We start from the raw sequence: 24,572 nt of genomic DNA on the forward strand, positions 1-24,572 counted from the left end.
CCACGAAGTCGTGGAAGGGGCCAGACCAGGACAATGGGCCTGAAGCAGGCCCCTCCGTCTCTACGCTTCGCTTCGAGCCACCTCCCCCGACGGGGGAGGACTGCCGCAGACCGGACACGCCGGATCAGCCGTGACCGTCACCGTCCGGCTGGTCGCCGACAGTCCGTCATAGAGCAGCAGCCGCCCGGTCAGAGGCTCGCCCGCGCCGGTGATCAGCTTGATCGTCTCCAGCGCCGCCATGGCCCCGATCACGCCGGCGAGGGCCCCCACCACGCCGACCTGGGCGCAGGTCTCGGCGTCGGGCGGGGTTTCGGGGACGAGGCAGCGATAGCAGGGGGCCCCGGCGAAGACCCCGATCTGGCCGCTCCACCGCCCCAGCGCACCCGACACCAGCGGCACGCCTTGGGCGATACAGGCCGCATTGACCGCGTGGCGCACGGCGAAATCATCGGTCCCGTCCACCACGACCGTGCTGCCGGCGATGATCTCCGTCGCGTTCGCGGGCGTCAGGGCCCGGGCCAGCGGTTCGATCCGCGCATGCGGGTTAAGGCCCGCGAGCCGGTCGGCCGCCACCTCGACCTTGGGCCGGCCGACGTCGGCGCTGTCGAACAGGATCTGGCGCTGCAGGTTGGACAGGGCGACCGTGTCCCCGTCGACCAGACGGATCGTGCCCACGCCGGCGGCGGCCAGATAGAGGGCCGCGGGGCCGCCGACGCCACCGGCCCCGACGATCACCACCGTCGCGGCCTTCAGTCTCTGCTGACCCGGGCCGCCGATATCCGCCAGCACCAGATGGCGCGCGTACCGTTCAACCTCGTCCGGCGAAAAGCTCATGCCCGTCAGATAGGCCGACTGCGCCGCGCCGTCACGCCGCCTTGCGGAACTCCACGATCCGGCCGGCGTCATAGGCCGTGATCCGTGCCAGCTCCGGCGACCCGATCATCCTTAGCAGGGCCTCGGGATTCTCGCACAGCGAGATGGGCTGGCAGAAGCGGCGTCGGCTGATCGGCTGATCGACCACGACCCTGAGGGTGGCGATCCGCCCGTCCTCGCGCAGCCGGCGCAAAAGCCGGTCCAGATCCCCCCTCGACCCCTCCATGGCATGAAGGCACCAGCCCTCGTGGAACAGGAGGCCGCTGGTGATGTCGTCGCGACGGTTGTTCCGCTCCGACACGCCCAGAATCTGGGCGAGCGACAGGGTCGACGCCCCGGCCGACCCGGCCATCTCGCTGGCGACAATGATACGAAACAGCAAAGCTTTGCCTTGTTGAGTAGATTTCTTGGACGTTAACGCCTTCTATACACCATTATAAGGGTCATATTGTGTCGCTTGCCGGGTGCTGTTTTTACAGGGCTTTCGCCTTGCCGCGCCCCATTTCTGTCTCCATCTGCAGGCCATGACCGAAACCCAGACCTTCCCCCACTGGCATGGCACCACCATCCTTGCGGTCCGCAAGGATGGTCGGACGGTGATCGTCGGAGACGGCCAGGTGTCCATGGGGGCGACCATCGTCAAGGGCGCGGCCCGCAAGGTCCGCACCCTCGCCGGGGGCAAGGTCCTCGCCGGATTCGCAGGCGCGACAGCGGATGCCTTCACCCTCATCGAACGGCTCGAAGCCAAGCTGGAACAGTATCCCGACCAGCTGGCGCGGGCCTGTGTCGACCTGGCCAAGGACTGGCGGACCGACCGCTATCTGCGCCGGCTGGAGGCCATGTTGCTGGTCGCGGACAAGGATTCGATCTTCACGGTCACCGGCGTGGGTGACGTGCTGGAGCCCGAGTACGGCGTTGCCGCCGTTGGCTCCGGTGGCAACTATGCCCTGGCCGCCGCCCGGGCCCTGATCGACAACACCGACATGGACGCCGAGGCTGTCGCCCGCCGCGCCATGGCCATCGCAGCGGACATCTGCGTCTACACCAACGGCAATCTGACGGTGGAGCGGTTAGGGTAGGCGAGGCGCGACGTGCGTCGCCCCTCCCCAATCGCGCCTCGCCCCCCTATCTCCTCCTCATGACTGACCTTTCCCCCCGCGAGATCGTCTCCGAACTCGATCGTTTCATCGTCGGCCAGGATGACGCCAAACGCGCGGTCGCTGTGGCCCTGCGCAACCGCTGGCGGCGAAAACGTGTGCCCGATGATCTGCGGGACGAGGTGACGCCCAAGAACATCCTGATGATCGGGCCCACCGGCGTCGGCAAGACCGAGATCGCGCGGCGTCTTGCCCGCCTGGCCGGCTCGCCCTTCCTCAAGGTCGAGGCCACAAAATTCACCGAGGTCGGCTATGTCGGCCGCGACGTCGACCAGATCATGCGCGACCTGGTCGAGGCCGCCCTGGTCATGGTGCGCGACAGCCGCCGCAGCGGTGTCCGTGCCAAGGCTGAGGCGGCGGCCGAAGAGCGGATTCTGGATGCCCTGGTTGGACCGGGCTCCCAGCCCGCGACGCGTGAGAGTTTCCGCAAGAAGCTGCGCGCCGGCGAGATGGACGACAAGGAGATCGAGCTGCAGCTGGCCGACACCGCCTCGCCGATTCAGGGTCTCGACATCGGGGGCGGCGGCAATGTCGGCCTGCTGAATCTCAGCGACATGCTGGGCAAGCTCGGGGGCGGCCGCACGAAGTCGGTCCGGACGACCGTCCGAGATGCGCTCCAGCCGTTGCTGGCGGAAGAAAGCGACAAGCTGCTGGATCAGGACAGTCTGACCCGCGAGGCCCTGCTGCTGGCCGAGAACGAGGGCATCGTCTTCATCGACGAGATCGACAAGGTCGCCGGCCGACAGGATCGCGGTGGGGCCGATGTGTCGCGTGAGGGCGTGCAGCGCGACCTGCTGCCCCTGATCGAGGGCACCACCGTCTCGACCAAATACGGGCCGGCCAAGACCGACCATGTTCTGTTCATCGCCTCGGGGGCCTTCCATGTGGCCAAGCCTTCGGACCTGCTGCCCGAGCTGCAGGGCCGGCTGCCGATCCGGGTCGAGCTCAAGGCTCTGACGCGGAACGACTTCGTTCGCATCCTGACCGAGCCCGAGGCCAATCTGATCCGCCAGAACCAGGCCCTGCTGGCCACCGAGAACGTGACCCTGACCTTCACCCCCGACGCGGTCGAGGCCCTCGCGGACGCGGCCGTGGCCGCCAACGGGGCGGTCGAGAATATCGGGGCCCGACGCCTGGTCACGGTGATCGAGCGGGTGCTGGAGGAGACCTCGTTCAAGGCCTCCGACCTGTCGGGCCAGACGGTGGCCTTCGACGGCGATGCGGTGCGCGAGAAGGTGGCCGAATTGGCGAAGAACGCGGATCTGAGCCGGTTCATTCTCTAGGTCCCTCTCCCCTTGCGGGAGAGGGAGGCCGCACACGGCGGCGCAGCCGTCGTTCTTGTGCGGTTGGGTGAGGGGTCACGCAGGCCCTCGACGTTCGAGATCTTGCGACCCCTCATCCGACCTCGCTTCGCTCGGCCACCTTCTCCCGCAAGGGGAGAAGGAAACCCACGCCTTAAATCCATCCCGATCCGTGCTATAGAGCCCGCTTCCCTCTTTTCAGGATCCTCGCCCTTGAGCGTCACGCTCGACCTTTCCCGCGTCTCCGCGCCGGTGCCCCGGGCCCCCGTCAACCTCAGCGGTCTGACGCGCGCGGGCCTGCGTCAGGCCCTGATCGACGCCGACATCTGCCCGCCCGAGAAGGCGAAGATGCGCGCCAGCCAGGTGTGGGGCTGGATCCACCATTTCGGCGTCACCGACTTCGCCGCCATGACCAATATCGCGCGCGACACCCAGGAGCGTCTGGCAGCGGCCTTCACCCTCGCCCGCCCCGAGATCGTCGAACGTCAGGTCTCGGCCGACGGCACGCGCAAATGGCTGATCCGGACCGCCCCGGGCATCGAGATCGAGACCGTCTACATCCCCGACGTCGGCCGCGCGGGGGCCCTGTGCGTGTCCAGCCAGGTCGGCTGCACCCTGAACTGCACTTTCTGCCACACGGGGACCCAGGCCCTGGTCCGCAACCTGACCGCCGCCGAGATCGTGGCCCAGGTCCAGGTGGCGCGGGACGACCTTGAAGAATGGCCCTCGCCGAAAGAAGACCGCCGCCTGTCCAACATCGTCTTCATGGGCATGGGCGAGCCGCTCTACAATCTGGACCATGTGTCGGACGCCATCGACATCATCTCGGACAACGAGGGCATCGCCCTGTCGCGCCGCCGGATCACGGTTTCGACCAGCGGCGTGGTGCCCCAGCTGGAGCCGCTGGGCACCGGCACCCAGGCCATGCTGGCGATCAGCCTGCACGCCACCAACGACGCCCTGCGCGACGTCCTGGTGCCGCTGAACAAGAAGTACCCGCTGCAACAGCTGATGGACGGCATCCGCGCCTATCCAGGGATCTCGAACGCCCGTCGCGTCACCTTCGAATATGTGATGCTGAAGGGGATCAACGACAGCCCCGAGGAGGCGCGGGCGCTGGTCAAGTTGATCGAGGGCATCCCCGCCAAGGTCAACCTGATCCCGTTCAACCCGTGGCCCGGGACCGACTATGAATGTTCGGACTGGAAGACGATCGAACGGTTCGCCGCCATCCTGAACAAGGCCGGCTACGCCTCGCCGATCCGCACGCCGCGGGGACGCGATATCCTGGCGGCCTGCGGTCAGCTGAAGTCCGAGAGCGAGAAGGTCCGCGCCAGCGCGCTGCGCCGGAGCGAGGTCGCGGCCGCCTGATCCAGACTAGCAGTTGCTGCAGCCAACCTGGTCGACCTGTCGCGGCCGCAGGTAGAAGCTGTGGCTGAACTGCGTCGTGCCGGGAAGCAGATCGTTGATGGGCGACGTATAGTCATAGGTCGCCTCGCTCAGGATGAGGCTCTGTCCGTTGGTGATCAGTCCATCGGGAACGGTCACGACGCCGGATCGGGGATCCATGCCATCGCCGCGGCTCCAGTCGACCCGGACGATGCCGTCGGTGCCGCGGGTGACGCTGCTGATCCGGACTCCCAGCGTGGCGGTGGGGAAGGGAGTCATCAGGATGTCGCCGATGGCGAAGATGTCGGCAAGCTCGTCTACGGTCACGACGTCCGACCGGGCGACGATGTCGGCGATCTGGGAGGTCAGATGGCTGGCCCGCTGATCGGCCATATAGGCCTGACAGAATTCCGCCAGGCCAATATAGAGGGCGACCAGGACCGGCGCGATCAGGGCGAATTCCACGGCCGCAACCCCCCGCGTATCGCGGCGGAAGCGCGACAGTATGCGTCCATGGGCCGTGCTGCTGTGCCCTTGTCTAGCCATCATAGGGCTCGTTGCGGAAGGCGGTCGTCGCTGACAGAATCGCGTCCCCGGAACTGACCCTGGATACGGCCTGGGACAGGAAGGGCGTCACCAGGGGCTGGGCATACCAGACACGGACCAGAACCAGGCTGCCGGGGTCACCCGTGACGTAGGTGAGCGCGCTCTCGTTCATCTCTCCGGTGGCGAGGGGATCCGGCGGGGTGAGATTGCGGAACTGCGGAATGACACGGACGTCGATCGTCGTCCGGTCCTCGCAGCCGCTGGCCAGAACACCCATCTGTCCGCACAGGGCCGTCTCGAAGGCACCGGCTTCAAGGTTCTCGACATCGGCCTGACCCGTCCGGATCATCCGGCTCGCGCTCAGCGTGGCGTTCTCCAGCACGGCATTGGTGACGAACACCAGCGCCAGCTCCAGGATCCCGAAGATCAGAAAGAAGAAGGGCGTCGCAACGAGCGCGAACTCCACCGCCGCTGCGCCTTCGCGCCGCCGCCTGCCCTGGCTTCCGGACCGTGTGCTGAGCGGGGACATCGCCACCCTCAGGGGGTCGGGGCCGTGCCGGCGGAGCCCGTGTTGCGAATGCTGGGCGAACAGGACGAGGCACACGCCATTTCCGTGGCCTGGGCTCCGCGCCAGACCCGGACCGACCCGGTCGATCCGCCAGTGACGACGATCTCGCCCTGGAACAGGGTGCGTCCGATACCGTCGACCGCGATCACTTCGGTCACCCCATAGCCCTTGCCGGTGACGAACAGGGTGTTGGCGTCCACGACCGTGACGTCTGCGATCTCGGGGTTGCCGACGATGACCGAGGCGGCGGAGCCGGCCAGGCTGACCCGCGTGGACCGGTCGATCTCGACATTCAGGGACTGGGCCCGGGCGGTCCCTGCGGCGGCCACGAGGGTGGCGGCGACCAGGGCGATGCGCAGGCGACGGGCAAGCGATCCGGCCATGAAAGTGATCCTTTGGACTCCGCGCATGTGCGCGCGGGGAGGTCGCGAAGGATCGGCCGGAAATCTCTACAAAGTCTGAAATCCGCTCCCGACCGGTGCGGCCTTTCGGGTCCAGGCGGCCGGAACCGCAAATTTCAGGGTGAACAGCGAAGTAACCACGACTTCTGACCTGACCTTAACCGGTTTGGTCGAATGTGACCCTGCGTTTGGGGGTCAAGCGGGCGACCGAGCTCCCAGCCAACGTTGCTCGCTTCACAGTTTTCGAAAGGGATTTCACATGACCAAGTTCATTACCAAGTTCGTCAAGGACGAGTCGGGCGCTACGGCCATTGAATACGGCCTGATCGCTGCTCTTATCGCCGTCGTCATCATCGGCGCCGTGCAAATCCTCGGCACCAACATCTCGACCGCCTTCACGACCGTGTCGACCGCCGTCGGCGGCACCGGCGGCACGGGCGGCGGCACCGGCGGCACCACCTAAGCCTCTCGCCAGGGTCTTGAGACCAGGGGCCGGAGCGGCGACGCTCCGGCCCCTTTCTTTTGGCGCGGCAACCGGGACTTAACCCGGCGGTGTCAGGCTGGGCGGCATGCAAACTGTCGTCTTCGTGCTTCTGGCCCTGATGCCGCTTCTGGTCATCGCCGGCGGTCTGTCGGACCTGCTGACGATGCGGATCCCCAATCTGATCACCGGGGCCCTCGTCGTGGCCTTCTTTCCGGCGGCCCTTGCCGTCGGGCTGCCGCTGGGTCTGGTCGGCCTGCATGGCCTCGTGGCGTTTGTCGCGCTGGGCGTCGGCATGGGCCTGTTCGCCTTGCGGGTTCTGGGTGGCGGCGACGCCAAACTGATGGCGGGGGTCTGCCTCTGGCTGGGCCCGTCGGCCTCCCTCGAGTTCGTGCTGTGGACCGCCATCGTGGGCGGGCTGTTCTCCGTCGCGCTGATTGTTGCCCGCAAGAATCTGGCCCCTCTCGCCGCAGTGGCACCCGGGTGGGTCGGCAACCTGCTCGCGGAGAAGGGCGATATTCCCTACGGCGTCGCCATCGCCATCGGGGCGCTGATGGCCCTGCCCGCCAGCGCCATCATGACCGCCGGCTGAGCCCCGCCCGGCGGCTTAGGGGGGCGTTAACCCGCGGACGCCATGGTCGTTAACGGCAGGCTGCAGGTGTCGTGATTCGCGCCGGGCCTCGCCGGAGACCCATGATGAAGCCCGCCCGTATTGCCGTCATCTGTATTGCTGCCGTGTCGGCTGTGGGCCTGGCCCTGGTCGTGCGCGCCATGGGGTCGCCCTCGGGCCAGCCGACGGCCGTTGCCACGGCCGCTGCGGTGCCGGCCCGTCCCATGGCCCAGGTTCTTGTGGCCGCGCGTGATCTCGCGCCGGGCCAGCGGCTGGTCGACGCCGACCTGGAGTGGAAGGACTGGCCGGCCGACGAGGTCAATCCGGCCTTCATCACCGACGGGACCGTGCCGGTTCCCGCGGGCGAGGCTTCTGCGAGGAAGACCGAAGAGGCTGGTGCCGCTGACGGTGCCGTGGCCCGCGTCACCCGGGTTGCGACCGAAATGGCCGGGGGCGGGGCCAAGGCCGACTATTTCGGCTCGGTCGTCCGCGAACCCATTCTTGCCGGAGAGCCGATCGTGGGTCGCAAGATCGTCCGCGCCGGCGACAGCGGCTATATGGCCGCCTATCTGGAGCCCGGCATGCGGGCCATGGCCATCGCCGTCTCGACCGAGAGCGCGGCCGGCGGCTTCATCCTGCCCGGCGACCGTGTCGATGTGCTGGTGACGATCGAGCGGGACGGCGGGTCTTCCGATGGCAGCACCGGCCAGAAATTCGCCAGCCGTGTCGTCCTGCAAAACGTCAAGGTGCTCGCGGTGGACCAGTCCACCCGGGCCGCCGATGACCAGCAGGCGGTTGTGGGAGCCACGGCGACGCTCGAGGTCGCACCGTCTGACACCGAAACCCTCGCCCTGGCCAAGGCCGCCGGCTCGCTGTCGCTCGTGCTGCGGTCCTATGCCGATACGGCGGGCCCTTCGGGCCGCGTCGGTGTGGCCCGTGCGCCGCAGGGCATGACGCCGGCACCGGCCGCCGTGCGCGTGTTCCGCGGCGGTGAACCGCAAGTGGTGTCCGTCCCATGAGCCGACCGATGATCACCAGCCGGATTCTGGGCCTCACCTGCGCCAGCCTGATTGCCCTGTCGGGTGCCATGCCGCTCCAGGCCCAGACCTGGGGCGAGCGCCAGACGGTGCCCGCCGGGTCTGCGCCCCGCATGGTCAATCTGCCCCGCGGCACCTCTTTCGCCGTCGACCTGCCGGCGGATGCCCGCGATGTCATCGTCTCCAATCCGGCCGTGGCCGAGGCCAACGTTCACTCGCCCCGGCGCATCACGGTCATCGGCATCGCGCCGGGTGAGACCGACGCGGTCTTCATGGACGCGGCCGGCCGCGCCATCCTGACCCTGAGAGTGCGCGTCGATGCGGGGGTGTCAGCGCTGCAGGACACGCTCAGCCGCGTCGTGCCGGGGGCCGATGTCCGCGCCGAGGCTGTGAACGACAGCATCATCCTGACGGGTCTGGTCACAAGCCCCGCCGAGGCCGACCGGGTCGTCCAGATCGCCCGCGCCTTCGTCTCCGCGCCGGAAAAGGTGCTGAACATGCTCAGCGTCGCCGGATCCGACCAGGTCACGCTCAGGGTCCGGGTGGTCGAGGTCCAGCGCAATGCGATCAAGCAGCTCGGGCTCTCCACCAACGTCGTCTACAACGATGGAAACGCGTCCATCGGCTTCGGGCGCGGCAACACCTGGGGAGCCAACGGCTCGTACCAGGGCGGGACGGGTCTTTGCTACGGCGAGCAGAATGCCCGGACGACCAACTTCAGCGATCAGGTGAACGACGGACTGACGATCTCCGACGGCGTGACGGCCTCAAGCGGGACAACCACCAGCCAGACGACGACCACCCAGTTGGGCACCAGCGGCGTCCCGGGCACCTATTCCCTCAACACATCCGGGACCACCACGGCGCTGCAGAATGCGGTCAGTGGCACCCTCACCAATGCCATCACGAGTTTGGCCTCCACGGTCTACTCGACCATCACCGGCACCAATACGTCCAACTGCCTTGAGGCGTTCGAGCGGGTCGGTCTGGTCCGCACCCTGGCCGAACCGAACCTGACGGCGGTGAACGGCGAGAGCGCCACCTTCCTCGCCGGAGGCGAGTTCCCCGTGCCGGCGGGTCGCGACCAGGACGGCAATGTGACCGTCGAATACAAGCCCTATGGTGTCAGCGTCGCCTTCCGGCCGGTCGTCCTGTCGGGCGGCAACATCTCGATGCAGATCTCGCTCGAGGTTTCCGAGCTGTCCGCGACGGGCGGGCTGACGATCGGGGCGGGAACGACGTCTTCCATCAGTCTGCCGGGTCTCAGTGTGCGCCGGTCGGGCACCACGGTGGAGCTTCCGTCCGGCGGCTCGCTGATGATCGCCGGCCTGTTGCAGGAAAACACGCGCCAGACGGTCGACTCCCTTCCGGGCGTGACCAATCTGCCGGTGCTCGGCTCCCTGTTCCGCTCGCGGGACTATCTGTCGGGTGAAACCGAACTGGTCATGATCGTCGAGCCCTGGATCGTCCGCCCGACCAGCCCCGGACAGATGCAGACCCCGGCCGATGGTCTGCGGATCGCGACCGATGCCCAGACCATCTTCTTTGGCCAGTTGAACCAGACCTACGGCTCGCCCGCCCCCACGGCATCCGCTTCGGCCGGGTGGCAGGGCCCGGTCGGCTATGTGATCGAGTGAGCGTCGCCATGTCCCGTTCCCCCTTCATCCTGATCGCCGCCACCCTGATGCTGGGAGCCTGCGCGGGAGCCCAGGGCTCAGGCCCGACGCCCCTGACCCCGACCTCGCGGTACGCGCTGCAGGTCGAGTTGGACCTCGATCGGGTTGCGCTCGCCGTGCACGAGACCGGCCTGTCCGCCAACCAGATGCGGGCGCTCGACGATATGGTTAACCGCTTCGCCGAACAGGGGGCCCCGGTCCTCCGGGTCGAGGCTCCGTCCGGAGAGGATCCTGTTGCGCTCGATGTGACCTGGCGCGTCAAGGCCGCCCTCGAGGCCCGGGGTGTGCCGGCCGATCGCGTCCAGCTGCTGACCTATCTCGCGCCCGACCCCAGAGCGCCTGTGCTCGTCGGCTTCGACGTCGTCCGGGCCGCCGTGCCCCGGTGCGGGACCAGCTGGACCAATCTGGGGCGCACCGGGGCCAACGCCGGCTATGCCAACTTCGGATGTGCGGTGAACGCCAATCTCGCCGCCCAGATCGCCGACCCCCGCGACATCGTCGCTCCCCGCGCGATCGCCCCGTCCAGCGCGGCCCGCCGGGCCCTGGTGTTTGATCGCTACCGGTCCGGCACACCAACCTCCGCGACGCGCGAGCCGATGGTGGAAAGCCAGCGTGTGTCGGACGCGGTGAACTGATCACCATGACCAACGCCTTCGCCTCCCACCCGGCCGACCCCCTGGACGACGAGTTCGACGCCGATCTCGATTTCGCGCCCGATCCAGCCCTTCCGGCCCAGTCGCAGCCGCGTGAGCCTCTGCAATTCACAGCTCCGGCCGGCACGGCCCCGGTCGGGGGAGGCTCCCTTGTGACTCATCCAGCGGGACTGTCCGCCGGCTCGGGTGCTCCGGCCGCTGCGGGCTACAACCCCGTCGGCGACCTCATGGCGGGTGCCGCCTCGGCCATCGCCACGGCCCCCGTCCTGTCCGGTCTGCAGACCGAGGTGACCGTCCCGCGCATCGCCATTCACGTCTTCGCCGAGCGTCAGGACACCCTGGCCGCCGCAGAGCGTGCCGGTCAGGACCGCCGCATGTCGCGGGCCACGACCCAGATCCGCGTCGGCGGCATCCCGGGGGCTGTGGAGGCCTACAACCACGAACCGACCCCGCCACTGATCATCGTCGAATGCCTGCAGGACCCCCAGACCCTGCTCTATCAGGTCGACCGGCTGGCCGAGGTCTGCGACGCAGGCACCAAGGTCGTGGTCATCGGGGCCACCAATGACATCATCCTGTACCGGGAGCTGATGAAGCGTGGGGTCAGCGAGTATCTGGTCGCGCCGATCCAGCCCCTGACCCTGATTTCCGCCATCGGCGGCCTGTTTGCCGATCCGGCCCAGCCTTTTGTCGGCCGCTCCATCGCTTTCGTCGGCGCACGGGGCGGGGCGGGGGCCTCCTCGGTCGCCCACAACACCGCCTATGCGATGAGCGAGCGCATCGGGGCCAACACCGTCATCGTGGACTACGACCTGCCGTTCGGTACCGCGGGACTGGACTTCAACCAGGACCCCCTCTCAGGCGTGGCCGACGCCCTGGGCCAGCCTGACCGGCTGGATGCCGTCCTGCTGGACCGGATGATGGTCCGCTGCACCGACAAACTGTCCCTGTTCGCGGCACCCGCGACCCTCGATACCGACTGGGACATCAGCCCGGACGCCTTCGAGGAGGTCACGGCCCAGATCCGGGCCACCGCGCCCTTCGTCGTGCTGGACCTGCCGCATCTGTGGTCCGGCTGGATGCGCCGTACACTGATTGCGGCGGATGAGGTGGTTGTGGTCGCGACGCCCGATCTGGCCAGCCTGCGCAACGCCAAGAACATGATCGACCTGATCCGCGCCGGCCGGCCCAATGACGCCCCGCCGCGTCTGGTTCTCAATCAGGTGGGCGTCCCCGGCCGCCCCGAGATCCCGGCCCGGGACTTTGGTGCGGCGCTGGGCATCCACCCCAGCCTGTCGATCCCCTTCGATGCCAAACTGTTCGGCGCCGCCGCCAACAATGGCCAGATGATTCTCGACGCCGCCTCGAAATCCAAGGCCGCCGACGCCTTCCAGACCCTCGCCCAGATCGTCTCGCGACGGGAACTCCCGGCCCTGTCGACCCCCGGGGGCAAAGCCGGCAAGGGCGAGTCGAAGTCGATGTTCGCCGGCCTGTTCAAGAAGAAGACCTGACGGGTGTTCGGCAAACGCACAGCCCAGCCCGGCGGCGTGGTCGCGGACCCGCGTCCCGCGCCGGTGCCCGCTTCGCCGGTCGAGACGGTCGCCGGCGGCCTGCCGCCCCAACCCGCCCAGGGCCACCAGACCCAGGCCTTCGCCTGGGCAGAGGAAGACGCGCCTGGCCCCGGAGGCTTCGACCATGCTGCGGGCCGGCCCGCCTCGGCCCCGCCGTCACCTGCCGCTGATCGCCTGGATGCCCTTGCCGCCCGGCCGCGTCCGGCCGCGGCCCCGAACTCCCGGCGCTGCAGCCCCCGGCCCCCGCGCCACCCCGGGCTTCGAACAGCTCAAGAAGGCCCAGGCGGTCGCCGAGATCGTTCGCGAGCAGAGCGACTATTACCACGCGACGAAGACGACCATCTTCAACGCCCTGATGAACACCATCGACCTGGCCCAGCTGGCCCAGCTCGACACCAAGGCCGCGTCCGAGGAAATTCGCGACATCGTCGCCGAACTGGTGGCGATCAAGAACGTCTCCATGTCGGTCGCTGAGCAGGAGCATCTGGTCCAGGACATCGTCAACGACGTCCTCGGCTACGGCCCGCTGGAGCCCCTGCTGGGCCGCGATGACATCGCCGACATCATGGTCAACGGCGCCGGCCGGGTCTTCATCGAGGTCGGCGGCAAGGTCCAGCTGACAAACGTCCGTTTCCGCGACAACGCCCAGCTGATGAACATCTGCCAGCGGATCGTGTCCCAGGTCGGCCGCCGCGTGGACGAGAGCTCCCCGATCTGCGACGCCCGCCTGCCGGACGGCAGCCGCGTCAACGTCATCGCCCCGCCGCTTGCCATCGACGGCGCGACCCTGACGATCCGGAAGTTCAAGAAAGACAAGCTGACGATGAAGAATCTGGTGGAGTACGCCTCCATCAGTCCGGAAGGGGCCCGCGTGCTGGGCGTCATCGGCGCCTGCCGCTGCAACATCGTCATCTCGGGGGGCACGGGCTCGGGCAAGACCACCCTGCTGAACACCCTCACGGCCTTCATCGACCCGACCGAACGGATCATCACCTGCGAGGACGCGGCCGAGCTTCAGCTGCAACAGCCGCATGTCGTCCGCCTCGAGACCCGACCCCCCAATCTGGAGGGACAGGGCACCATCACCATGCGGGATCTGGTCAAGAACTGCCTGCGGATGCGGCCTGAACGGATCATCGTCGGCGAGGTGCGGGGCCCGGAAGCCTTCGACCTGCTCCAGGCCATGAACACCGGCCACGACGGTTCCATGGGCACGCTGCACGCCAACTCCCCGCGCGAGGCCATCAGCCGGATGGAGTCCATGATCACCATGGGCGGCTACGGCCTGCCGTCCAAGACGATCCGCGAAATGATCGTGGGCTCGGTCGACGTCATCATCCAGGCCGCCCGCCTGCGCGACGGTTCGCGCCGCATCACCCACATCACAGAGGTGGTCGGGCTGGAGGGCGAGGTGATCGTGACCCAGGACCTGTTCGTCTACGAGATCACCGGCGAGGACGAGAACGGCAAGATCATCGGCCGGCACCGCTCGACCGGCATCGCCCGCCCCCGCTTCTGGGACCGCGCCCGCTACTACGGCCTCGAGCGCGAACTGGCCGAAGCCCTCGACGCGGCGGAGTAGGGCTGATGCTTCCGATCCTCGCCGCCATTCTGGCCTTCATCACCATCGGCGGCCTCGGCTGGGTCCTGGTGAGCGGAGACGATTCCAGCGGCCAGGCGCTGAAGCGGGCCGAGGGCTTCACCAACGGGGCGACCCGCAGCGCGCGGGCCAAACAGGCCAGGGCCGAGGCCAATACGCCCGAGGCGCGCCGCAAGGCCATCGAGCTCCAGCTCAAGGAGGCCGAGCGGCTGGAGCGCAAGGCCCGGATGACCATGAAGGCGCGGCTGAAGCATGCCGGCATGAGCCTCAGCATCCGGACCTTCTGGATCATGAGCGCGGGTCTGGGCGTCGTCGCCTTCTTCATCCCCCTGCTGTTCGGGCTCAATCTCTTCGTCGCGGTCGGGATCGCCCTCGTCGCGGGGCTCGGCCTGCCGCGCTGGATTGTCGGCTTCATCGGCAAGTCCCGGATGAAGAAGTTCGCCCTGGAGTTTCCGAACGCCGTCGACATCATCGTGCGGGGCATAAAGACCGGACTGCCGGTGCATGACTGTTTCAAGATCATCGGCAAGGAGAGCCCGGCACCGCTCGGTCCCGAATTCCAGCGCCTCGTCGAGGGGCTCGGGGTCGGCCTGACCCTGCCCCAGGCGCTCGACCGGATGTATGAGCGGATGCCGACGCCTGAACTCCGCTTCTTCTCGATCGTCATCGCCATCCAGCAGAAGACGGGCGGCAACCTGGCCGAGGCCCTCGGCAATCTGACGACGGTGCTGCGTGCCCGTCGCATGATGGTGGAGAAGATCAAGGCGCTCTCGTCAGAGGCCATCGCCTCGGCGGGCATCATCGGCTCCCTCCCGCCTGTGGTCATGATCCTCGTCAGCATCACCACGCCCAGTTACATGGCGGTCCTGTTCACCGATTTTCGCGGCCAGATCCTGCTGCTGTGCGGGGGCCTGTGGATGGCGCTCGGCATCTTCATGATGAAGCGCATGATCTCGTTCAAGTTCTGAGGAGGGCCGGATGGAAAGCCTGATGCAGGCCATCGTCGAGCCCCGGAACCTGCTCAGCATCGCCGTGGCCGTGCTGGTGTTTGCGACCCTGGTCACCCTTCTTGGCTCGATCACGGGCGGGGCCCGTCTTGATGACCGCATGAAGGCGGTCTCGGTCCGGCGCGACGAGCTGAAACGCCGGTCCCGTCAGGCCATTGCAGGGTCACAGGGCGGCGCGCTGCGGCACACTGACGACGGCTTCAAGAAGCGCGTGGTGGAGCGGCTGAACCTGTCCAAGATGCTGGAGGACCCCAAGGTCGCCGAGCAGATGATCCAGGCCGGCCTGCGGGGACCCGGCCCGCTCACCACCTTCTATTTCTTCCGCTTTGCGACGCCTTTCGTCTTCCTGTTTCTGGCCGGGGCCTATCTGTTCTTCGTCAACGGTTTCGGCCAGCCTTTCATGATCAAGCTGGCCATGACCATGGCCGCGGCCCTGGCCGGCTTCTACGGACCGAACATCTATCTCCAGAACCGGATCGCCAAGCGCAAGTTGTCGATCATGCAGGCCTTTCCGGATGCCCTCGACCTGATGCTGATCTGCGTCGAGGCGGGGATGTCCATCGAGGCCGCCATCGTCAAGGTGTCCCAGGAGATCGGCACCACCTCCATCGACCTGGCCGAGGAACTGGCCCTGCTGTCGGCCGAGCTCAGCTATCTGCCGGAGCGCCGCATGGCCTATGAGGGGCTGGCCAAACGGACCAACCATCCCGGCGTGCGGGCCGTCGCCACAGCGATGGTCCAGGCCGAGCAATACGGGACCCCGCTAGGCTCGGCCCTGCGCACCATGGCCAAGGAGAACCGGGATCTGCGTCTCTCGGCGGCCGAGAAGAAGGCTGCGGCCCTGCCGGCCCAGCTGACCGTACCGATGATCATCTTCTTCCTGCCGGTCCTGTTCGTCGTGATCCTCGGGCCCGCCATCATCAGCATCCAGGACACGATGGCGGCCAATCAGGTCGAGGGCGTCGGCGACCGCTGACGCCAAGGCAGGGTGGATCAGCTCTCAGCCGTGATCCTCAGCGCCTCGGCCACGGCCTCGCAGCTGGCGCGAACGGTCCGGCGATGCCGTTCATGGAAGCCTTCGCCCCGCAGGCCTGAAAAGATGAAGCCGTTCGAGACGATGCAGCTCCCCCTCTCAAGCTCCTCGATCTCGTAGAAGCGCATCGAGTTGAACAGCCAGCCACGCTTCTCGGTCCAGACCAGCTGGGCGTTCGGTTGCCACTCGGCGATCCGGCCGATGACCTGACGCTCATCCAGACTGCCGATCCTTTCCCGGAGGCTGATCTGACTGCCGAACCCGAGCGTACCGGTCACTCCGGTCTCGACGGGGTTCCAGTGGTCCCAGAACGGGAAATCGGCGATCACTTCCCAGATCCGTTCCGACGGGGCGCGGACGCCGATGCGCTTTTCGACCTTGAAGTTCATGCCTCCGATTTGGCAAGCCAGCGGCCACGAAGCAAGCCGCGCCGTTCGTCGGGTCAGCGATTGCCTTCCGGGCCCGGCTGGGAGGCCGGGGGCGCGTCCGGGGCGGGATTGTCCTGCACGCCCGGAGTCGGATCAAACCGCAGCACGGGGCTCAGCAGGGCCAGAAGCAGAGCCACGGCCAGCAGCGCCGCATTGCCGGCGAAGGGGGCCCATTCCGTCAGTTCGTACAGGGCCACGCCGGCCACGGGCGGGACCAGAAAGCTCAAGCCCGCCACCGACATGATCAGCCCTGCGACCGCGCCCTGCTCATGCGGTCCAACCGCGATCGAGGACCCGGCGGTAAAGCCCGGCCGGGCAAAGCCGACGCCCATGGAGACGATGGCATAGCCGACCACCACGCCGAAGTAGCCGGGGGCGGCGATACTGGCCAGATTGCCGGCCAGGGCCAGCCCGGCCCCCCAGCGCATCAGGGCCAGAGGCTGCATCTTCAGCAGCGGGATCAGACCCCACTGCACCATCAGGGTCGCGGCCGCCCCGGCGAACATGGCGACCCCGATGAAGGGCTGCGCCTGGCGGGCGGCCAGACCCGTCGCGGCCATCTCGTCGATGATGTGAAAGCCCAGCACCGAGATATTGACGGCCTGGGCCCCGGTGATCAGCAGGCCGTAAAGCAGGAAATCCCTCACGCGGGGATCGCGCCACAACCCCTTGGGCCCCGGGCCCAGCCGACCGCTGGCGGTCGGCTGGCGCACCACCTCGCCCGATGGCAGCCGCTTCCAGACGACCACAAGGACGATCGCTCCGAACAGGGCATAGACATACATCGGCCCCGCCAGCCCCACGAGCGGCAGGATGAAGAAGGGCGACAGCACCGGCCCGATTACCGTGCCCAGACCCTGGGCCGACGCCAGCAGTGACATGGCCTGGGTGCGGGCCTCCGGCGTCGTCCGGTCGGCGACATAGGCCTGGGAGGCGATGGGGGCGGCTGAGCCGAACACACCGTAGACCGTCCGGGCCAGAGCCATCAGGCCAAAGGCCACCATGGCCGCCAGCCAGCCCTCGATCCCGGAGGTGGCCGCAAGACCAAAACCCAGCATGGAGACCACAAAGCCCCCGAGCCCGATCAGGATCACGGTCTTGCGCCCCAGCCGGTCCGACAGCCGCGCCCAGACCGGCGAGGCAAAGGTCCACATCAGGGCCGAGATGGCGAAGGCGGCGGCCACCAGGGTGTCGGACAGGCGGAACTCCCGCCCGATCGCCGGCAGGACCGACTGCAGCCCCATGTTTCCCGCCGCCGCGATCAGGCTGACGACGAACAGGATCAGAAAGGCGGGCGATCGCGGGGACACCCCCAAGGCATAGCGCTGTTCGGAGCGCCGGTCACCCGGTGCCCGTCAGTCCTCGCTCACGACCGTCAGAACCGGTTTCAGCCGGCGCCCGTCGTCCAGCCCCAGCCGCGCCTTGACCTCGAACAGATCGGCCCCCGCCGGGACGATCAGCAGGGCCTTGGGATTTGCGGCGTTGACGGCAACCACGGCGTTCTTCGGACAGATATCGAAGCAGGCCGTCTCGATCACCGCCAGCCCGGCCTTGCGACCCTTTGGCCCGCCGGCGGGCAGCAGATACTTCTTCAGCGCCTTCTTCAGCGTCCGGTCGCCGTCGGGGCCGAAGCCGCCGTCCAGCTTCTTCGAGCATTTCTTGCAGACCAGCACGACGTCGCGCCACTGCGTCTTCGAGGTCTTGATGGCCATGGAGCTCATGTTGGTCACGGATGTGACAGGCGCAAGACGCTTGCGTCAGACCGCCGCCCGCCCCCATCATCCGGCACCCTTCCGGAGTGCCCCCGCATGCGTCGTACCCTCCTGTCCGCCACGGCCCTTGCCGCAGCCCTGACCCTGTCCGGTGCCCCCGCCCTGGCCCAGAGCGGCGTGCCCGCCGAGGCTGTGGCGACCGCCGCCGCGGCCATCGAGCCCGAGGTCATCGCCTGGCGCCGCGACCTGCATCAGCATCCCGAACTGGGTCTGGCCGAGACCCGCACCGCCGCCTTCGTTGCGGAACGGCTGCGCGCCATGGGGATCGAGGTGCGCGAGGGCGTGGGCCGCACCGGCGTGGTCGGGGTCCTGCGTGGCACCGCTGCGGGCGCGGACCGGGTCGTCGCCCTGCGCGCCGACATGGACGCCCTGCCGGTGCTGGAGGCGACCGGCCTGCCCTTCGCCTCGACCGCCACCGGCACCTATCAGGGGGCGACCGTGCCCGTCGCCCACGCCTGCGGCCACGACGCCCACGTCGCCATGCTGCTGGGGGCCGCCGAGGTTCTCAGCGGAATGAAGGACCGGTTCTCCGGCACCATCGTCTTCCTGTTCCAGCCGGCCGAGGAGGGCGTGCCCCCCGGCGAGCCCATGGGCGGTGCCCGGCTGATGATCGCCGACGGCGCGCTGGAGACCCCGAAGGTCGAGGCCATCTTCGGCCTGCATGTCGTGCCCGGCCGACCGGGGACAATCTTCTACCGGCCGCAGGGCTTCATGGCCGCCTCGGACCGGGTCGACATCGTCCTGAAGGGCCGACAGACGCACGGGGCCTGGCCGTGGCGCGGGGTCGACGTCATTGCCGTGGCGGGGCAGGTGATCTCCACCGTCAACACCCTGACCGCCCGCACCATCGACCCGACCACCACCCCGACCGTCTTCACCATCGCCACCCTGCAGGCCGGTGTCCGCTACAACATCATCCCCGATCAGGCCGTCCTGTCCGGTACATTGCGCACCTTCGACATCGCCCAGCGCGACGATCTGGTGAAGCGGGCCGAGGCCGCCATCGACCATGTCGCCGAGGCCTATGGCGCCACGGCCGAGTTCTCGATCCAGCAGAACGCCGCCCTCGTCTTCAACAACGAGGAACTCTCCGCCTGGCTGGCCCCGGTCCTGACCGAGGCGGCCGGGGAGGGGAACGTCAATCCCGCCACCCCGCCGACCACGGTGGCCGAGGACTTCTCCTACTTCCAGGCCGAGGTCCCGGGCGTCTTCTACCATCTCGGTGGCACCGCCGACGGCGTCGATCCGGCCACGGCCGCCCCGAACCATTCCCCGCAGTTCGACGTCAATGAGGACGTACTGGTGCTCGGCGTCCGCGCCCATGCCCTGTCGGCCCTGCGGTTTCTGGAGCGGGCGCGCTGAGGATGGCCGAAACCGAACTGGAGCGGTTCCGGGCCGCGCGCGTCACCGCAATCTACCGGCTGGATCTGATCGCGAAGGGCGCGCAGCTGACCTATGACGACGGCACCCCGGTGGACATGGCCTCCGAACGGGCCAGGCTGGAACAGGTCGTCGCCGACATGGACCGCCGCATCGCCCGGCTGGAGCTGATGGCGGCGACCCCGACCGGGCCGCTGAACTAGGCCAGAACCGTCGCGATGATCCGGCGATAGGCCGCCGTGAGGGCCTCCAGCTCGGCGATCGGCACCCGTTCGTCGATCTGGTGCATGGTCTGGCCGACCAGACCGAACTCCAGCACCGGACACATCGCCCGGATGAAGCGCGCGTCCGAGGTGCCGCCGGTGGTCGAGGCCTCGGGCCGCACGCCCGTTTCCGCCTCGACCGCATCCTGCACCGCGACGACGAACGGCCCGACCGGCGTCAGGAAGGCCTCGCCCGAGCACAGATGCTCCAGCGTGATGGCCAGACCGGTCTCGGCCTGGACCTGCCCCGCCTCGCGGTTCAGCCAGTCCATCAGCCCGTCGCCCGTCTGGGCCGGGTTGAAGCGGATGTTCAGCCGCGCCTTCGCCTCGGCCGGAATGACATTGGTGGCCGGATTGCCGATGTCGATGGTGGTGATCTCGAGGTTCGACGGCTGAAAGGCCTCATAGCCCTCGTCCAGCACATGGGCGTCCAGTCGGGCCAGCAGCCGCACCAGCACCGGGGCCGGATTGGCCGCCCGGGCCGGATAGGCGACATGGCCCTGTTTGCCATGGACGGTGATCCAGCTGTTCAGCGAGCCGCGCCGCCCGATCTTGATCATGTCGCCCAGCCGGCTCTGCGACGAGGGCTCGCCGACCACGCAGGCGTCGATCACCTCGCCCTCGGCCATCAGGGCCTCGACGACCTTCCTGGTGCCCTGCAGGGCCGGGCCTTCTTCATCCCCGGTGATCAGGAACGACAAACTGCCCGCCGGCTCGCCTTCGGACAGCACCTGTGACACCGCCGCCACCCAGGCCGCGATCCCGCCCTTCATGTCGACCGCGCCGCGCCCGTACAGGATCCCGTCCTTCACCTCGGCCTCGAACGGCCCGGCCGACCAGGCCGCGGCCTCCCCGGTCGGGACCACATCCGTATGGCCGGCGAAACACAGGTTGGGCGAGGCGGTGCCCCGCCGGGCGTACAGGTTCTCGATCCGCGCATCGGCCCCCACCCCCGTCGGCCCCTCGAAGGCCATGCGCCGGCAGGTGAAGCCCAGATCCGTCAGCACCCGCTCCAGCGTGTCCATGGCCCCTGCGTCGGCCGGCGTCACCGACGGCCGTCGGATCAGGTCGCGGGTCAGTTCGACAGGATCGATCACAGGAGTTGATGCAGCGCTCATACGCTCATGCTTTAGGGGGAGCGGACCACGGCGAAAAGGGGAACCGCCATGCCGAAGATCGACCTCGACGCCGCACCCACGGGTCACGGGACCAGCTATCCGGACGAGCACGCCGGCCCCTGCCTGGCCCGCCGGCGCTGGCGGCTGGGCGACGCCGTCGGCCTCGACCAGTTCGGCGTCAACCTGCTGCGCCTGCCCGCCGGGGCCTGGTCCAGCCAGCGTCACTGGCACGAGGGCGAGGATGAGTTCGTCTGGGTCCTGTCGGGCGAGGTCGTGCTGGTCGAGGACGACGGTGAAACCCTGCTCCGCGCCGGCGACTGCGCCGGCTTCAAGGCCGGGGTGCCCAACGGCCACTGCCTGCAGAACCGGTCGGACGGCGAGGTCGTTCTGCTGGAGGTCGGCACCCGCACCCCGGGCGGCGACCGGGGCGTCTATCCCGACATCGATATGACCTTTGCCTCCGGCAGCTTCCACCACAAGGACGGGACTCCCTACCCGAAACATGACCGACGCTCCTGAGGCCCCCCCGCCCATCACCCCGCCCGTCGCCGAGGCGGCGAAGGCCGCCACCAATCCCTGGCAGTTCCGCGACTTCCGCCTGATCTGGCTGGGGCGGCTGTCGGCCGTCCTGGCCATCCAGATCCAGTCCTCGGCCCTGTTGTGGCAGGTCTATGAGATCGCCCGCCGCGACCACCCCATCGAACAGGCCAGCCTGTATCTGGGGCTGGTGGGTCTGGCCCAGTTCATCCCCCTTCTGGCCCTGACCCTGCCGGCCGGAGAGATGGCCGACCGCCGCGACCGGCGCATGACGGTGGTTCTGGCCATCTGCGCCGAGGGGACCTGCGCCCTGTCCTTCCTCGCCATGGCGATCCACGGCAATCCGCCCCTGTGGGGGCTGCTGGCCGTCTCGGTCGCCTTCGGGGCCTCGCGCGCCTTCCTCGCCCCCGCCAGCCAGGCCTTCCTGCCCATGGTCGTGGGCCGGGCCGCCCTGCCGCGCGCCATCGCCGCCCAGTCCATCGCCTTCCAGACCGGGGCCATCGCCGGCCCGGCCCTCGGCGGCCTGATCGTCGGCCTGTCCACGCCCCTGGCCTATGGCGTGTCCCTGGCCCTGTTCGCCGTCGGCCTGACCTGTTTCATCCTGATCCGCACCAGCGGCCGGCCGGCCCCGGTCGAGGGCGGGGTGGGGCGCTGGCAGTCGGTCAGGGACGGCCTGTCCTATGTCTGGAACACGAAGATCGTTCTGGGCGCGATCTCGCTGGACCTGATCGTGGTGCTGTTCGCCGGGGTCGCCCTGCTGACCCCCATCTTCGCCCGCGACATCCTGCATGTGGGGCCGGAAGGCTTTGGCCTGTTGCGCGCGGCCTTCGGCGGCGGCGCCCTGACCATGGCGCTGGTGCTGGCCCGGTTCCCCATCCCCGGCCGGGGCGGCCTGCTGATGTTCGCCTCGGTCGCCGTGTTCGGCCTGTGCACCCTGATCTTTGGACTGTCGAAAGTGGTCTGGCTCAGCGCCGCGGCCCTGTTCATCGGCGGCATGGCCGACATGGTCAGCGTCAACATCCGCCAGACCCTGATCCAGCTGTCCACGCCCGATCACATGCGCGGCCGGGTGTCCTCGGTGTCCATGCTTTTCATCGGGGCCTCCAATGAACTGGGCGAGGCCTTCTCCGGCGTCTCGGTCCGCCTCCTCGGCCCCATCGGTGCCGCCGTCTTCGGCGGCATCGGTGCCCTGACGGCCACCGGCGTGTGGGCGAAACTGTTCCCGGCGCTCAGAAAGGCCGACAAGCTGGTGTGAGCTACCTCACGACGGCGCACGGGTCTCGGAGCTTTTTTCTGTCCACCACCGGTTCCATGCTGCGAGCTGATCAGCGCTTATGGCGGCCTTCGGCTCTGGATGCACAAACCGTCGAACTTTCCGCGCCAGCGGCCGGTCACTTCCGGTAATCGCCTTTACAGCCCCCCGCGCGAGATAATGATCGATCATGCGTCGTTCAGGATCGCCAAGCATCGCCTGGGAAGCCTCAATCCAGGCCAGGAACAAGACCTGTTCGGGCGCTTCGGACAGGGCGACTGCGACGTCGTGTTCTCCATAGGCCTCGAGATTCCAGACCATGACCTCACGCGGTGCGGTTATGGCGCTCCTCATGGGCCTACCCCCACGCCCTGAAGTGTTTGCTCAGCTTCAACCCCTGCCGCTGGTAGTGGCTGCCGCCCTCGCCATACAGGCGCGTCGGCCGTTCGGTCAGGGGCTCATAGACCAGCCGGGCGACGATCTGGCCGTGTTCCAGCAGGAAGGGGGTATCGTGGGTCCGCACCTCCAGCACCCCCTTGGACCCCGCGCCGTGCGCCTCGTCGGTGCCGAAGCCGGGGTCGAAGAAGCCGGCGTAATGGACCCGGAACTCCCCCACGCTGGGATCGATCGGGGTCATCTCGGCGGCCTGGTCGACCGGGATCTCCACCGCCTCGTTGGACGCCAGGATGTAGAACTCGCCCGGGTCCAGCAGCAGTTCGCCGCGCCGCAGGGCCAGGGGCTCCCAGAAATCCTTCGGGTCATGGCCGTCGATCCGGTCCAGATCGACCACCCCGGCGTGGCGACGCCCGCGGAAGCCGACGATGTCGCCGCCCTCGAGGTCCACGCCGACGCTGCGGGTCTCCAGCTTGGGCGGCTCACCCGCCTTCAGCCGCAGCTGGTTCAGCCGCGTCCCCGGCCGCACCAGGATGGAAAAGGTCTGCGGCGCGATCTCCAGATACAGCGGCCCGTCATAGCCGGCGTCCACATCGTCGAACGCTCCGCCGCGATCGGTCAGCAGCCGCACGAACACATCGACCCGCCCGGTCGAGGACTTCGGATTGGCCCGGGCGATCAGGCCCGGCGGCAGGCTCAGCCGCTCCTGCAGCAGGGCGATATAGACGCACCCCTTTTCCAGCACATAGCCGTCCGACAGGTCGATCGAATGCATCGACACATCCTCGATCCGGTCCGCGACCAGCCGCTGCCCAGGCAGGAAGGAGGCTCGCACCCGCCAGGCGCGGTCGGACAGGCGCAGATCCAGACTGGCCGGCTGGACCTGATCGGCATCGAACGGGGTGGCCGAGGTGATCGCGCCGGCGGCGATCAGGGTCTCGATGGACTGGCAGGGCAGGATGCCCGGAGTCAGGAAGGTGGGGGTCGGAAAGGCAAGGGTCATGACCCAGCCCATACACAGGGATGGTGCCGGGCGCACTATCGCTCACGACGCGGTCGCTCGCTGCTTGAGCGCGCTTGAAACCGCCTCCTCGCCGGGCGACGATGCGGAATGCATGACAGCCGTCCCTATGAAGCCGAGACCGAGGGCGTGGTGATCCGCGTGCGCCCCAGCTATCTGGCCGGCCAGTCCGATCCGGATGAGGGCCGCTGGGTCTGGGCCTATCAGGTCGAGATCGAGAACCGCGGCGACCAGGCGGTGCAGCTGATCGCCCGCCGCTGGATCATCACCGACGCCACCGGCCATGTGGAGACGGTGGGCGGTCCGGGCGTCGTCGGCGAACAGCCCCTGATCGCGCCGGGCGACAGCTATTCCTATGCCTCGGGCTGCCCCCTGCCGACCCCCTCGGGCCTGATGGCCGGAGCCTACACCATGACCGACGCCGCCGGCCGCTCGTTCGAGGCCACGATCCCCACCTTCAGTCTGGATGTTCCCGGGGGGCGGGTCCTGAACTGAGGGGCACCTC

Annotated in this window: 27 protein-coding genes and 1 pseudogene; 17 read left to right on the top strand and 11 right to left on the bottom strand. The window is 68.2% G+C overall.

Translation table 11 applies throughout. The annotated features are described in order from the left end of the window. Positions 1–60: 60 nt before the first annotated feature. A complete protein-coding gene (locus SJY26_RS05475) occupies positions 61–834 on the bottom strand; it encodes a HesA/MoeB/ThiF family protein (RefSeq protein WP_396595708.1) in 774 nt (257 codons plus the stop codon). A gap of 31 nt (positions 835–865) precedes the next feature. Continuing rightward, positions 866–1,255 (bottom strand): BLUF domain-containing protein, encoded by a 390-nt coding sequence (locus SJY26_RS05480; RefSeq protein WP_396595135.1) that lies wholly within the window; start codon positions 1,253–1,255, stop codon positions 866–868. 142 nt (positions 1,256–1,397) lie between these two features. On the opposite strand from SJY26_RS05480, the gene hslV reads away from it, so the two are divergent. The 3 genes from hslV to rlmN all read left to right on the top strand — a co-directional run bounded on the left by hslV (position 1,398) and on the right by rlmN (position 4,702). Beyond that, on the top strand, positions 1,398–1,952 hold the full coding sequence (gene hslV, locus SJY26_RS05485) for an ATP-dependent protease subunit HslV (RefSeq protein ID WP_396595136.1): 555 nt from the start codon (positions 1,398–1,400) through the stop codon (positions 1,950–1,952). A 59-nt stretch (positions 1,953–2,011) separates the two neighbouring features. Continuing rightward, the gene (gene hslU, locus SJY26_RS05490) at positions 2,012–3,313 is read left to right on the top strand and encodes an ATP-dependent protease ATPase subunit HslU (protein ID WP_396595137.1); all 1,302 of its coding nucleotides are present in this window, start codon (positions 2,012–2,014) and stop codon (positions 3,311–3,313) included. A 231-nt stretch (positions 3,314–3,544) separates the two neighbouring features. Next, the gene (rlmN, locus tag SJY26_RS05495) at positions 3,545–4,702 is read left to right on the top strand and encodes a 23S rRNA (adenine(2503)-C(2))-methyltransferase RlmN (protein WP_396595138.1); all 1,158 of its coding nucleotides are present in this window, start codon (positions 3,545–3,547) and stop codon (positions 4,700–4,702) included. A 6-nt stretch (positions 4,703–4,708) separates the two neighbouring features. On the opposite strand, the gene SJY26_RS05500 is transcribed toward rlmN, so the two are convergent. From SJY26_RS05500 to SJY26_RS05510, 3 genes are all read right to left on the bottom strand, one after another. Further along, positions 4,709–5,185, bottom strand: coding sequence for a TadE/TadG family type IV pilus assembly protein (locus SJY26_RS05500; RefSeq protein WP_396595139.1), 477 nt, complete (start codon positions 5,183–5,185; stop codon positions 4,709–4,711). 73 nt (positions 5,186–5,258) lie between these two features. Further along, entirely contained in the window at positions 5,259–5,795 is a 537-nt protein-coding gene (locus SJY26_RS05505) for a TadE/TadG family type IV pilus assembly protein (protein ID WP_396595140.1), read from the bottom strand. Between the two features lie 8 nt (positions 5,796–5,803). After that, positions 5,804–6,217: a pilus assembly protein N-terminal domain-containing protein gene (locus tag SJY26_RS05510; protein ID WP_396595141.1), complete on the bottom strand. Its 414-nt coding sequence runs from the start codon at positions 6,215–6,217 to the stop codon at positions 5,804–5,806. Positions 6,218–6,494: 277 nt separating this feature from the next. Here SJY26_RS05510 and SJY26_RS05515 point away from each other — a divergent pair, with 277 nt between their 5' ends. The 9 genes and pseudogenes from SJY26_RS05515 (at position 6,495) to SJY26_RS05555 (ending at position 15,846) form a co-directional block, all read left to right on the top strand. After that, positions 6,495–6,698: a Flp family type IVb pilin gene (locus SJY26_RS05515; protein WP_396595142.1), complete on the top strand. Its 204-nt coding sequence runs from the start codon at positions 6,495–6,497 to the stop codon at positions 6,696–6,698. Positions 6,699–6,804: 106 nt separating this feature from the next. Next, the gene (locus SJY26_RS05520) at positions 6,805–7,308 is read left to right on the top strand and encodes a prepilin peptidase (protein ID WP_396595143.1); all 504 of its coding nucleotides are present in this window, start codon (positions 6,805–6,807) and stop codon (positions 7,306–7,308) included. Positions 7,309–7,412: 104 nt separating this feature from the next. Beyond that, positions 7,413–8,345, top strand: a complete 933-nt coding sequence (cpaB, locus tag SJY26_RS05525) for a Flp pilus assembly protein CpaB (protein WP_396595144.1) — start codon at positions 7,413–7,415, stop codon at positions 8,343–8,345. Beyond that, on the top strand, positions 8,342–10,000 hold the full coding sequence (locus SJY26_RS05530) for a type II and III secretion system protein family protein (RefSeq protein WP_396595145.1): 1,659 nt from the start codon (positions 8,342–8,344) through the stop codon (positions 9,998–10,000). The genes cpaB and SJY26_RS05530 overlap by 4 nt, the downstream gene beginning before the upstream one ends. Positions 10,001–10,008: 8 nt before the next feature. After that, positions 10,009–10,674 (top strand): CpaD family pilus assembly protein, encoded by a 666-nt coding sequence (locus SJY26_RS05535; protein WP_396595146.1) that lies wholly within the window; start codon positions 10,009–10,011, stop codon positions 10,672–10,674. Between the two features lie 5 nt (positions 10,675–10,679). Continuing rightward, the gene (locus tag SJY26_RS05540) at positions 10,680–12,203 is read left to right on the top strand and encodes a CpaE family protein (RefSeq protein WP_396595147.1); all 1,524 of its coding nucleotides are present in this window, start codon (positions 10,680–10,682) and stop codon (positions 12,201–12,203) included. 3 nt (positions 12,204–12,206) lie between these two features. After that, positions 12,207–13,845, top strand: a pseudogene (locus SJY26_RS05545) (CpaF family protein). 5 nt (positions 13,846–13,850) lie between these two features. Further along, positions 13,851–14,831 (top strand): type II secretion system F family protein, encoded by a 981-nt coding sequence (locus tag SJY26_RS05550; RefSeq protein ID WP_396595148.1) that lies wholly within the window; start codon positions 13,851–13,853, stop codon positions 14,829–14,831. Positions 14,832–14,841: 10 nt separating this feature from the next. Next, positions 14,842–15,846, top strand: a complete 1,005-nt coding sequence (locus SJY26_RS05555) for a type II secretion system F family protein (RefSeq protein WP_396595149.1) — start codon at positions 14,842–14,844, stop codon at positions 15,844–15,846. A 17-nt stretch (positions 15,847–15,863) separates the two neighbouring features. Here the strand turns inward: SJY26_RS05555 and SJY26_RS05560 are convergent, their stop codons facing one another. From SJY26_RS05560 to SJY26_RS05570, 3 genes are read right to left on the bottom strand one after another with little or no spacing between them, the layout of a single operon-like run. Beyond that, a complete protein-coding gene (locus SJY26_RS05560; protein WP_396595150.1) occupies positions 15,864–16,292 on the bottom strand; it encodes an SRPBCC family protein in 429 nt (142 codons plus the stop codon). Between the two features lie 53 nt (positions 16,293–16,345). Further along, positions 16,346–17,641 carry an MFS transporter gene (locus SJY26_RS05565; protein WP_396595151.1) on the bottom strand — a complete coding sequence of 432 codons (1,296 nt, stop codon included), beginning with the start codon at positions 17,639–17,641 and terminating at the stop codon, positions 16,346–16,348. A 45-nt stretch (positions 17,642–17,686) separates the two neighbouring features. Continuing rightward, entirely contained in the window at positions 17,687–18,052 is a 366-nt protein-coding gene (locus SJY26_RS05570) for a hypothetical protein (protein WP_396595709.1), read from the bottom strand. Positions 18,053–18,139: 87 nt separating this feature from the next. On the opposite strand from SJY26_RS05570, the gene SJY26_RS05575 reads away from it, so the two are divergent. Next, positions 18,140–19,465 (top strand): amidohydrolase, encoded by a 1,326-nt coding sequence (locus SJY26_RS05575; RefSeq protein ID WP_396595152.1) that lies wholly within the window; start codon positions 18,140–18,142, stop codon positions 19,463–19,465. A gap of 2 nt (positions 19,466–19,467) precedes the next feature. Continuing rightward, positions 19,468–19,686 (top strand): hypothetical protein, encoded by a 219-nt coding sequence (locus tag SJY26_RS05580; protein WP_396595153.1) that lies wholly within the window; start codon positions 19,468–19,470, stop codon positions 19,684–19,686. Here SJY26_RS05580 and dapE read toward each other — a convergent pair. Continuing rightward, positions 19,683–20,864, bottom strand: a complete 1,182-nt coding sequence (dapE, locus tag SJY26_RS05585; RefSeq protein ID WP_396595154.1) for a succinyl-diaminopimelate desuccinylase — start codon at positions 20,862–20,864, stop codon at positions 19,683–19,685. The genes SJY26_RS05580 and dapE overlap by 4 nt on opposite strands. Positions 20,865–20,912: 48 nt before the next feature. On the opposite strand from dapE, the gene SJY26_RS05590 reads away from it, so the two are divergent. Together SJY26_RS05590 and SJY26_RS05595 are read left to right on the top strand one after the other, a co-directional pair. Next, entirely contained in the window at positions 20,913–21,383 is a 471-nt protein-coding gene (locus SJY26_RS05590) for a cupin domain-containing protein (protein WP_396595155.1), read from the top strand. After that, positions 21,367–22,656 carry an MFS transporter gene (locus SJY26_RS05595; RefSeq protein WP_396595156.1) on the top strand — a complete coding sequence of 430 codons (1,290 nt, stop codon included), beginning with the start codon at positions 21,367–21,369 and terminating at the stop codon, positions 22,654–22,656. The genes SJY26_RS05590 and SJY26_RS05595 overlap by 17 nt, the downstream gene beginning before the upstream one ends. Positions 22,657–22,662: 6 nt before the next feature. Here SJY26_RS05595 and SJY26_RS05600 read toward each other — a convergent pair whose 3' ends face one another. Then, entirely contained in the window at positions 22,663–22,974 is a 312-nt protein-coding gene (locus SJY26_RS05600) for a hypothetical protein (RefSeq protein ID WP_396595157.1), read from the bottom strand. A 37-nt stretch (positions 22,975–23,011) separates the two neighbouring features. After that, positions 23,012–24,049, bottom strand: coding sequence for a 2'-deoxycytidine 5'-triphosphate deaminase (locus SJY26_RS05605; RefSeq protein ID WP_396595158.1), 1,038 nt, complete (start codon positions 24,047–24,049; stop codon positions 23,012–23,014). A gap of 108 nt (positions 24,050–24,157) precedes the next feature. On the opposite strand from SJY26_RS05605, the gene apaG reads away from it, so the two are divergent. After that, positions 24,158–24,562, top strand: coding sequence for a Co2+/Mg2+ efflux protein ApaG (gene apaG / locus SJY26_RS05610; protein ID WP_396595159.1), 405 nt, complete (start codon positions 24,158–24,160; stop codon positions 24,560–24,562). Positions 24,563–24,572: the final 10 nt, after the last annotated feature.

This window comes from Brevundimonas sp. R86498, from assembly GCF_044598075.1.
Classification (GTDB): domain Bacteria; phylum Pseudomonadota; class Alphaproteobacteria; order Caulobacterales; family Caulobacteraceae; genus Brevundimonas.

What these genes read in the sequence shown, in the direction of transcription:
- SJY26_RS05595 (WP_396595156.1), top strand. Translation starts at nt 21,367, where the DNA reads ATGACCGACGCTCCTGAGGCCCCCCCGCCCATCACCCCGCCCGTCGCC.
- apaG (WP_396595159.1), top strand. Translation starts at nt 24,158, where the DNA reads ATGCATGACAGCCGTCCCTATGAAGCCGAGACCGAGGGCGTGGTGATC.
- SJY26_RS05605 (WP_396595158.1), bottom strand. Translation starts at nt 24,049, where the DNA reads ATGACCCTTGCCTTTCCGACCCCCACCTTCCTGACTCCGGGCATCCTG.
- SJY26_RS05510 (WP_396595141.1), bottom strand. Translation starts at nt 6,217, where the DNA reads ATGGCCGGATCGCTTGCCCGTCGCCTGCGCATCGCCCTGGTCGCCGCC.
- SJY26_RS05505 (WP_396595140.1), bottom strand. Translation starts at nt 5,795, where the DNA reads ATGTCCCCGCTCAGCACACGGTCCGGAAGCCAGGGCAGGCGGCGGCGC.
- SJY26_RS05540 (WP_396595147.1), top strand. Translation starts at nt 10,680, where the DNA reads ATGACCAACGCCTTCGCCTCCCACCCGGCCGACCCCCTGGACGACGAG.
- cpaB (WP_396595144.1), top strand. Translation starts at nt 7,413, where the DNA reads ATGAAGCCCGCCCGTATTGCCGTCATCTGTATTGCTGCCGTGTCGGCT.
- hslU (WP_396595137.1), top strand. Translation starts at nt 2,012, where the DNA reads ATGACTGACCTTTCCCCCCGCGAGATCGTCTCCGAACTCGATCGTTTC.
- hslV (WP_396595136.1), top strand. Translation starts at nt 1,398, where the DNA reads ATGACCGAAACCCAGACCTTCCCCCACTGGCATGGCACCACCATCCTT.
- SJY26_RS05530 (WP_396595145.1), top strand. Translation starts at nt 8,342, where the DNA reads ATGAGCCGACCGATGATCACCAGCCGGATTCTGGGCCTCACCTGCGCC.
- SJY26_RS05550 (WP_396595148.1), top strand. Translation starts at nt 13,851, where the DNA reads ATGCTTCCGATCCTCGCCGCCATTCTGGCCTTCATCACCATCGGCGGC.
- SJY26_RS05555 (WP_396595149.1), top strand. Translation starts at nt 14,842, where the DNA reads ATGGAAAGCCTGATGCAGGCCATCGTCGAGCCCCGGAACCTGCTCAGC.
- SJY26_RS05570 (WP_396595709.1), bottom strand. Translation starts at nt 18,052, where the DNA reads ATGAGCTCCATGGCCATCAAGACCTCGAAGACGCAGTGGCGCGACGTC.
- SJY26_RS05600 (WP_396595157.1), bottom strand. Translation starts at nt 22,974, where the DNA reads ATGGTCTGGAATCTCGAGGCCTATGGAGAACACGACGTCGCAGTCGCC.
- SJY26_RS05515 (WP_396595142.1), top strand. Translation starts at nt 6,495, where the DNA reads ATGACCAAGTTCATTACCAAGTTCGTCAAGGACGAGTCGGGCGCTACG.
- dapE (WP_396595154.1), bottom strand. Translation starts at nt 20,864, where the DNA reads ATGAGCGCTGCATCAACTCCTGTGATCGATCCTGTCGAACTGACCCGC.
- SJY26_RS05590 (WP_396595155.1), top strand. Translation starts at nt 20,913, where the DNA reads ATGCCGAAGATCGACCTCGACGCCGCACCCACGGGTCACGGGACCAGC.
- SJY26_RS05475 (WP_396595708.1), bottom strand. Translation starts at nt 834, where the DNA reads ATGAGCTTTTCGCCGGACGAGGTTGAACGGTACGCGCGCCATCTGGTG.
- SJY26_RS05580 (WP_396595153.1), top strand. Translation starts at nt 19,468, where the DNA reads ATGGCCGAAACCGAACTGGAGCGGTTCCGGGCCGCGCGCGTCACCGCA.
- SJY26_RS05535 (WP_396595146.1), top strand. Translation starts at nt 10,009, where the DNA reads ATGTCCCGTTCCCCCTTCATCCTGATCGCCGCCACCCTGATGCTGGGA.
- SJY26_RS05520 (WP_396595143.1), top strand. Translation starts at nt 6,805, where the DNA reads ATGCAAACTGTCGTCTTCGTGCTTCTGGCCCTGATGCCGCTTCTGGTC.
- SJY26_RS05575 (WP_396595152.1), top strand. Translation starts at nt 18,140, where the DNA reads ATGCGTCGTACCCTCCTGTCCGCCACGGCCCTTGCCGCAGCCCTGACC.
- SJY26_RS05560 (WP_396595150.1), bottom strand. Translation starts at nt 16,292, where the DNA reads ATGAACTTCAAGGTCGAAAAGCGCATCGGCGTCCGCGCCCCGTCGGAA.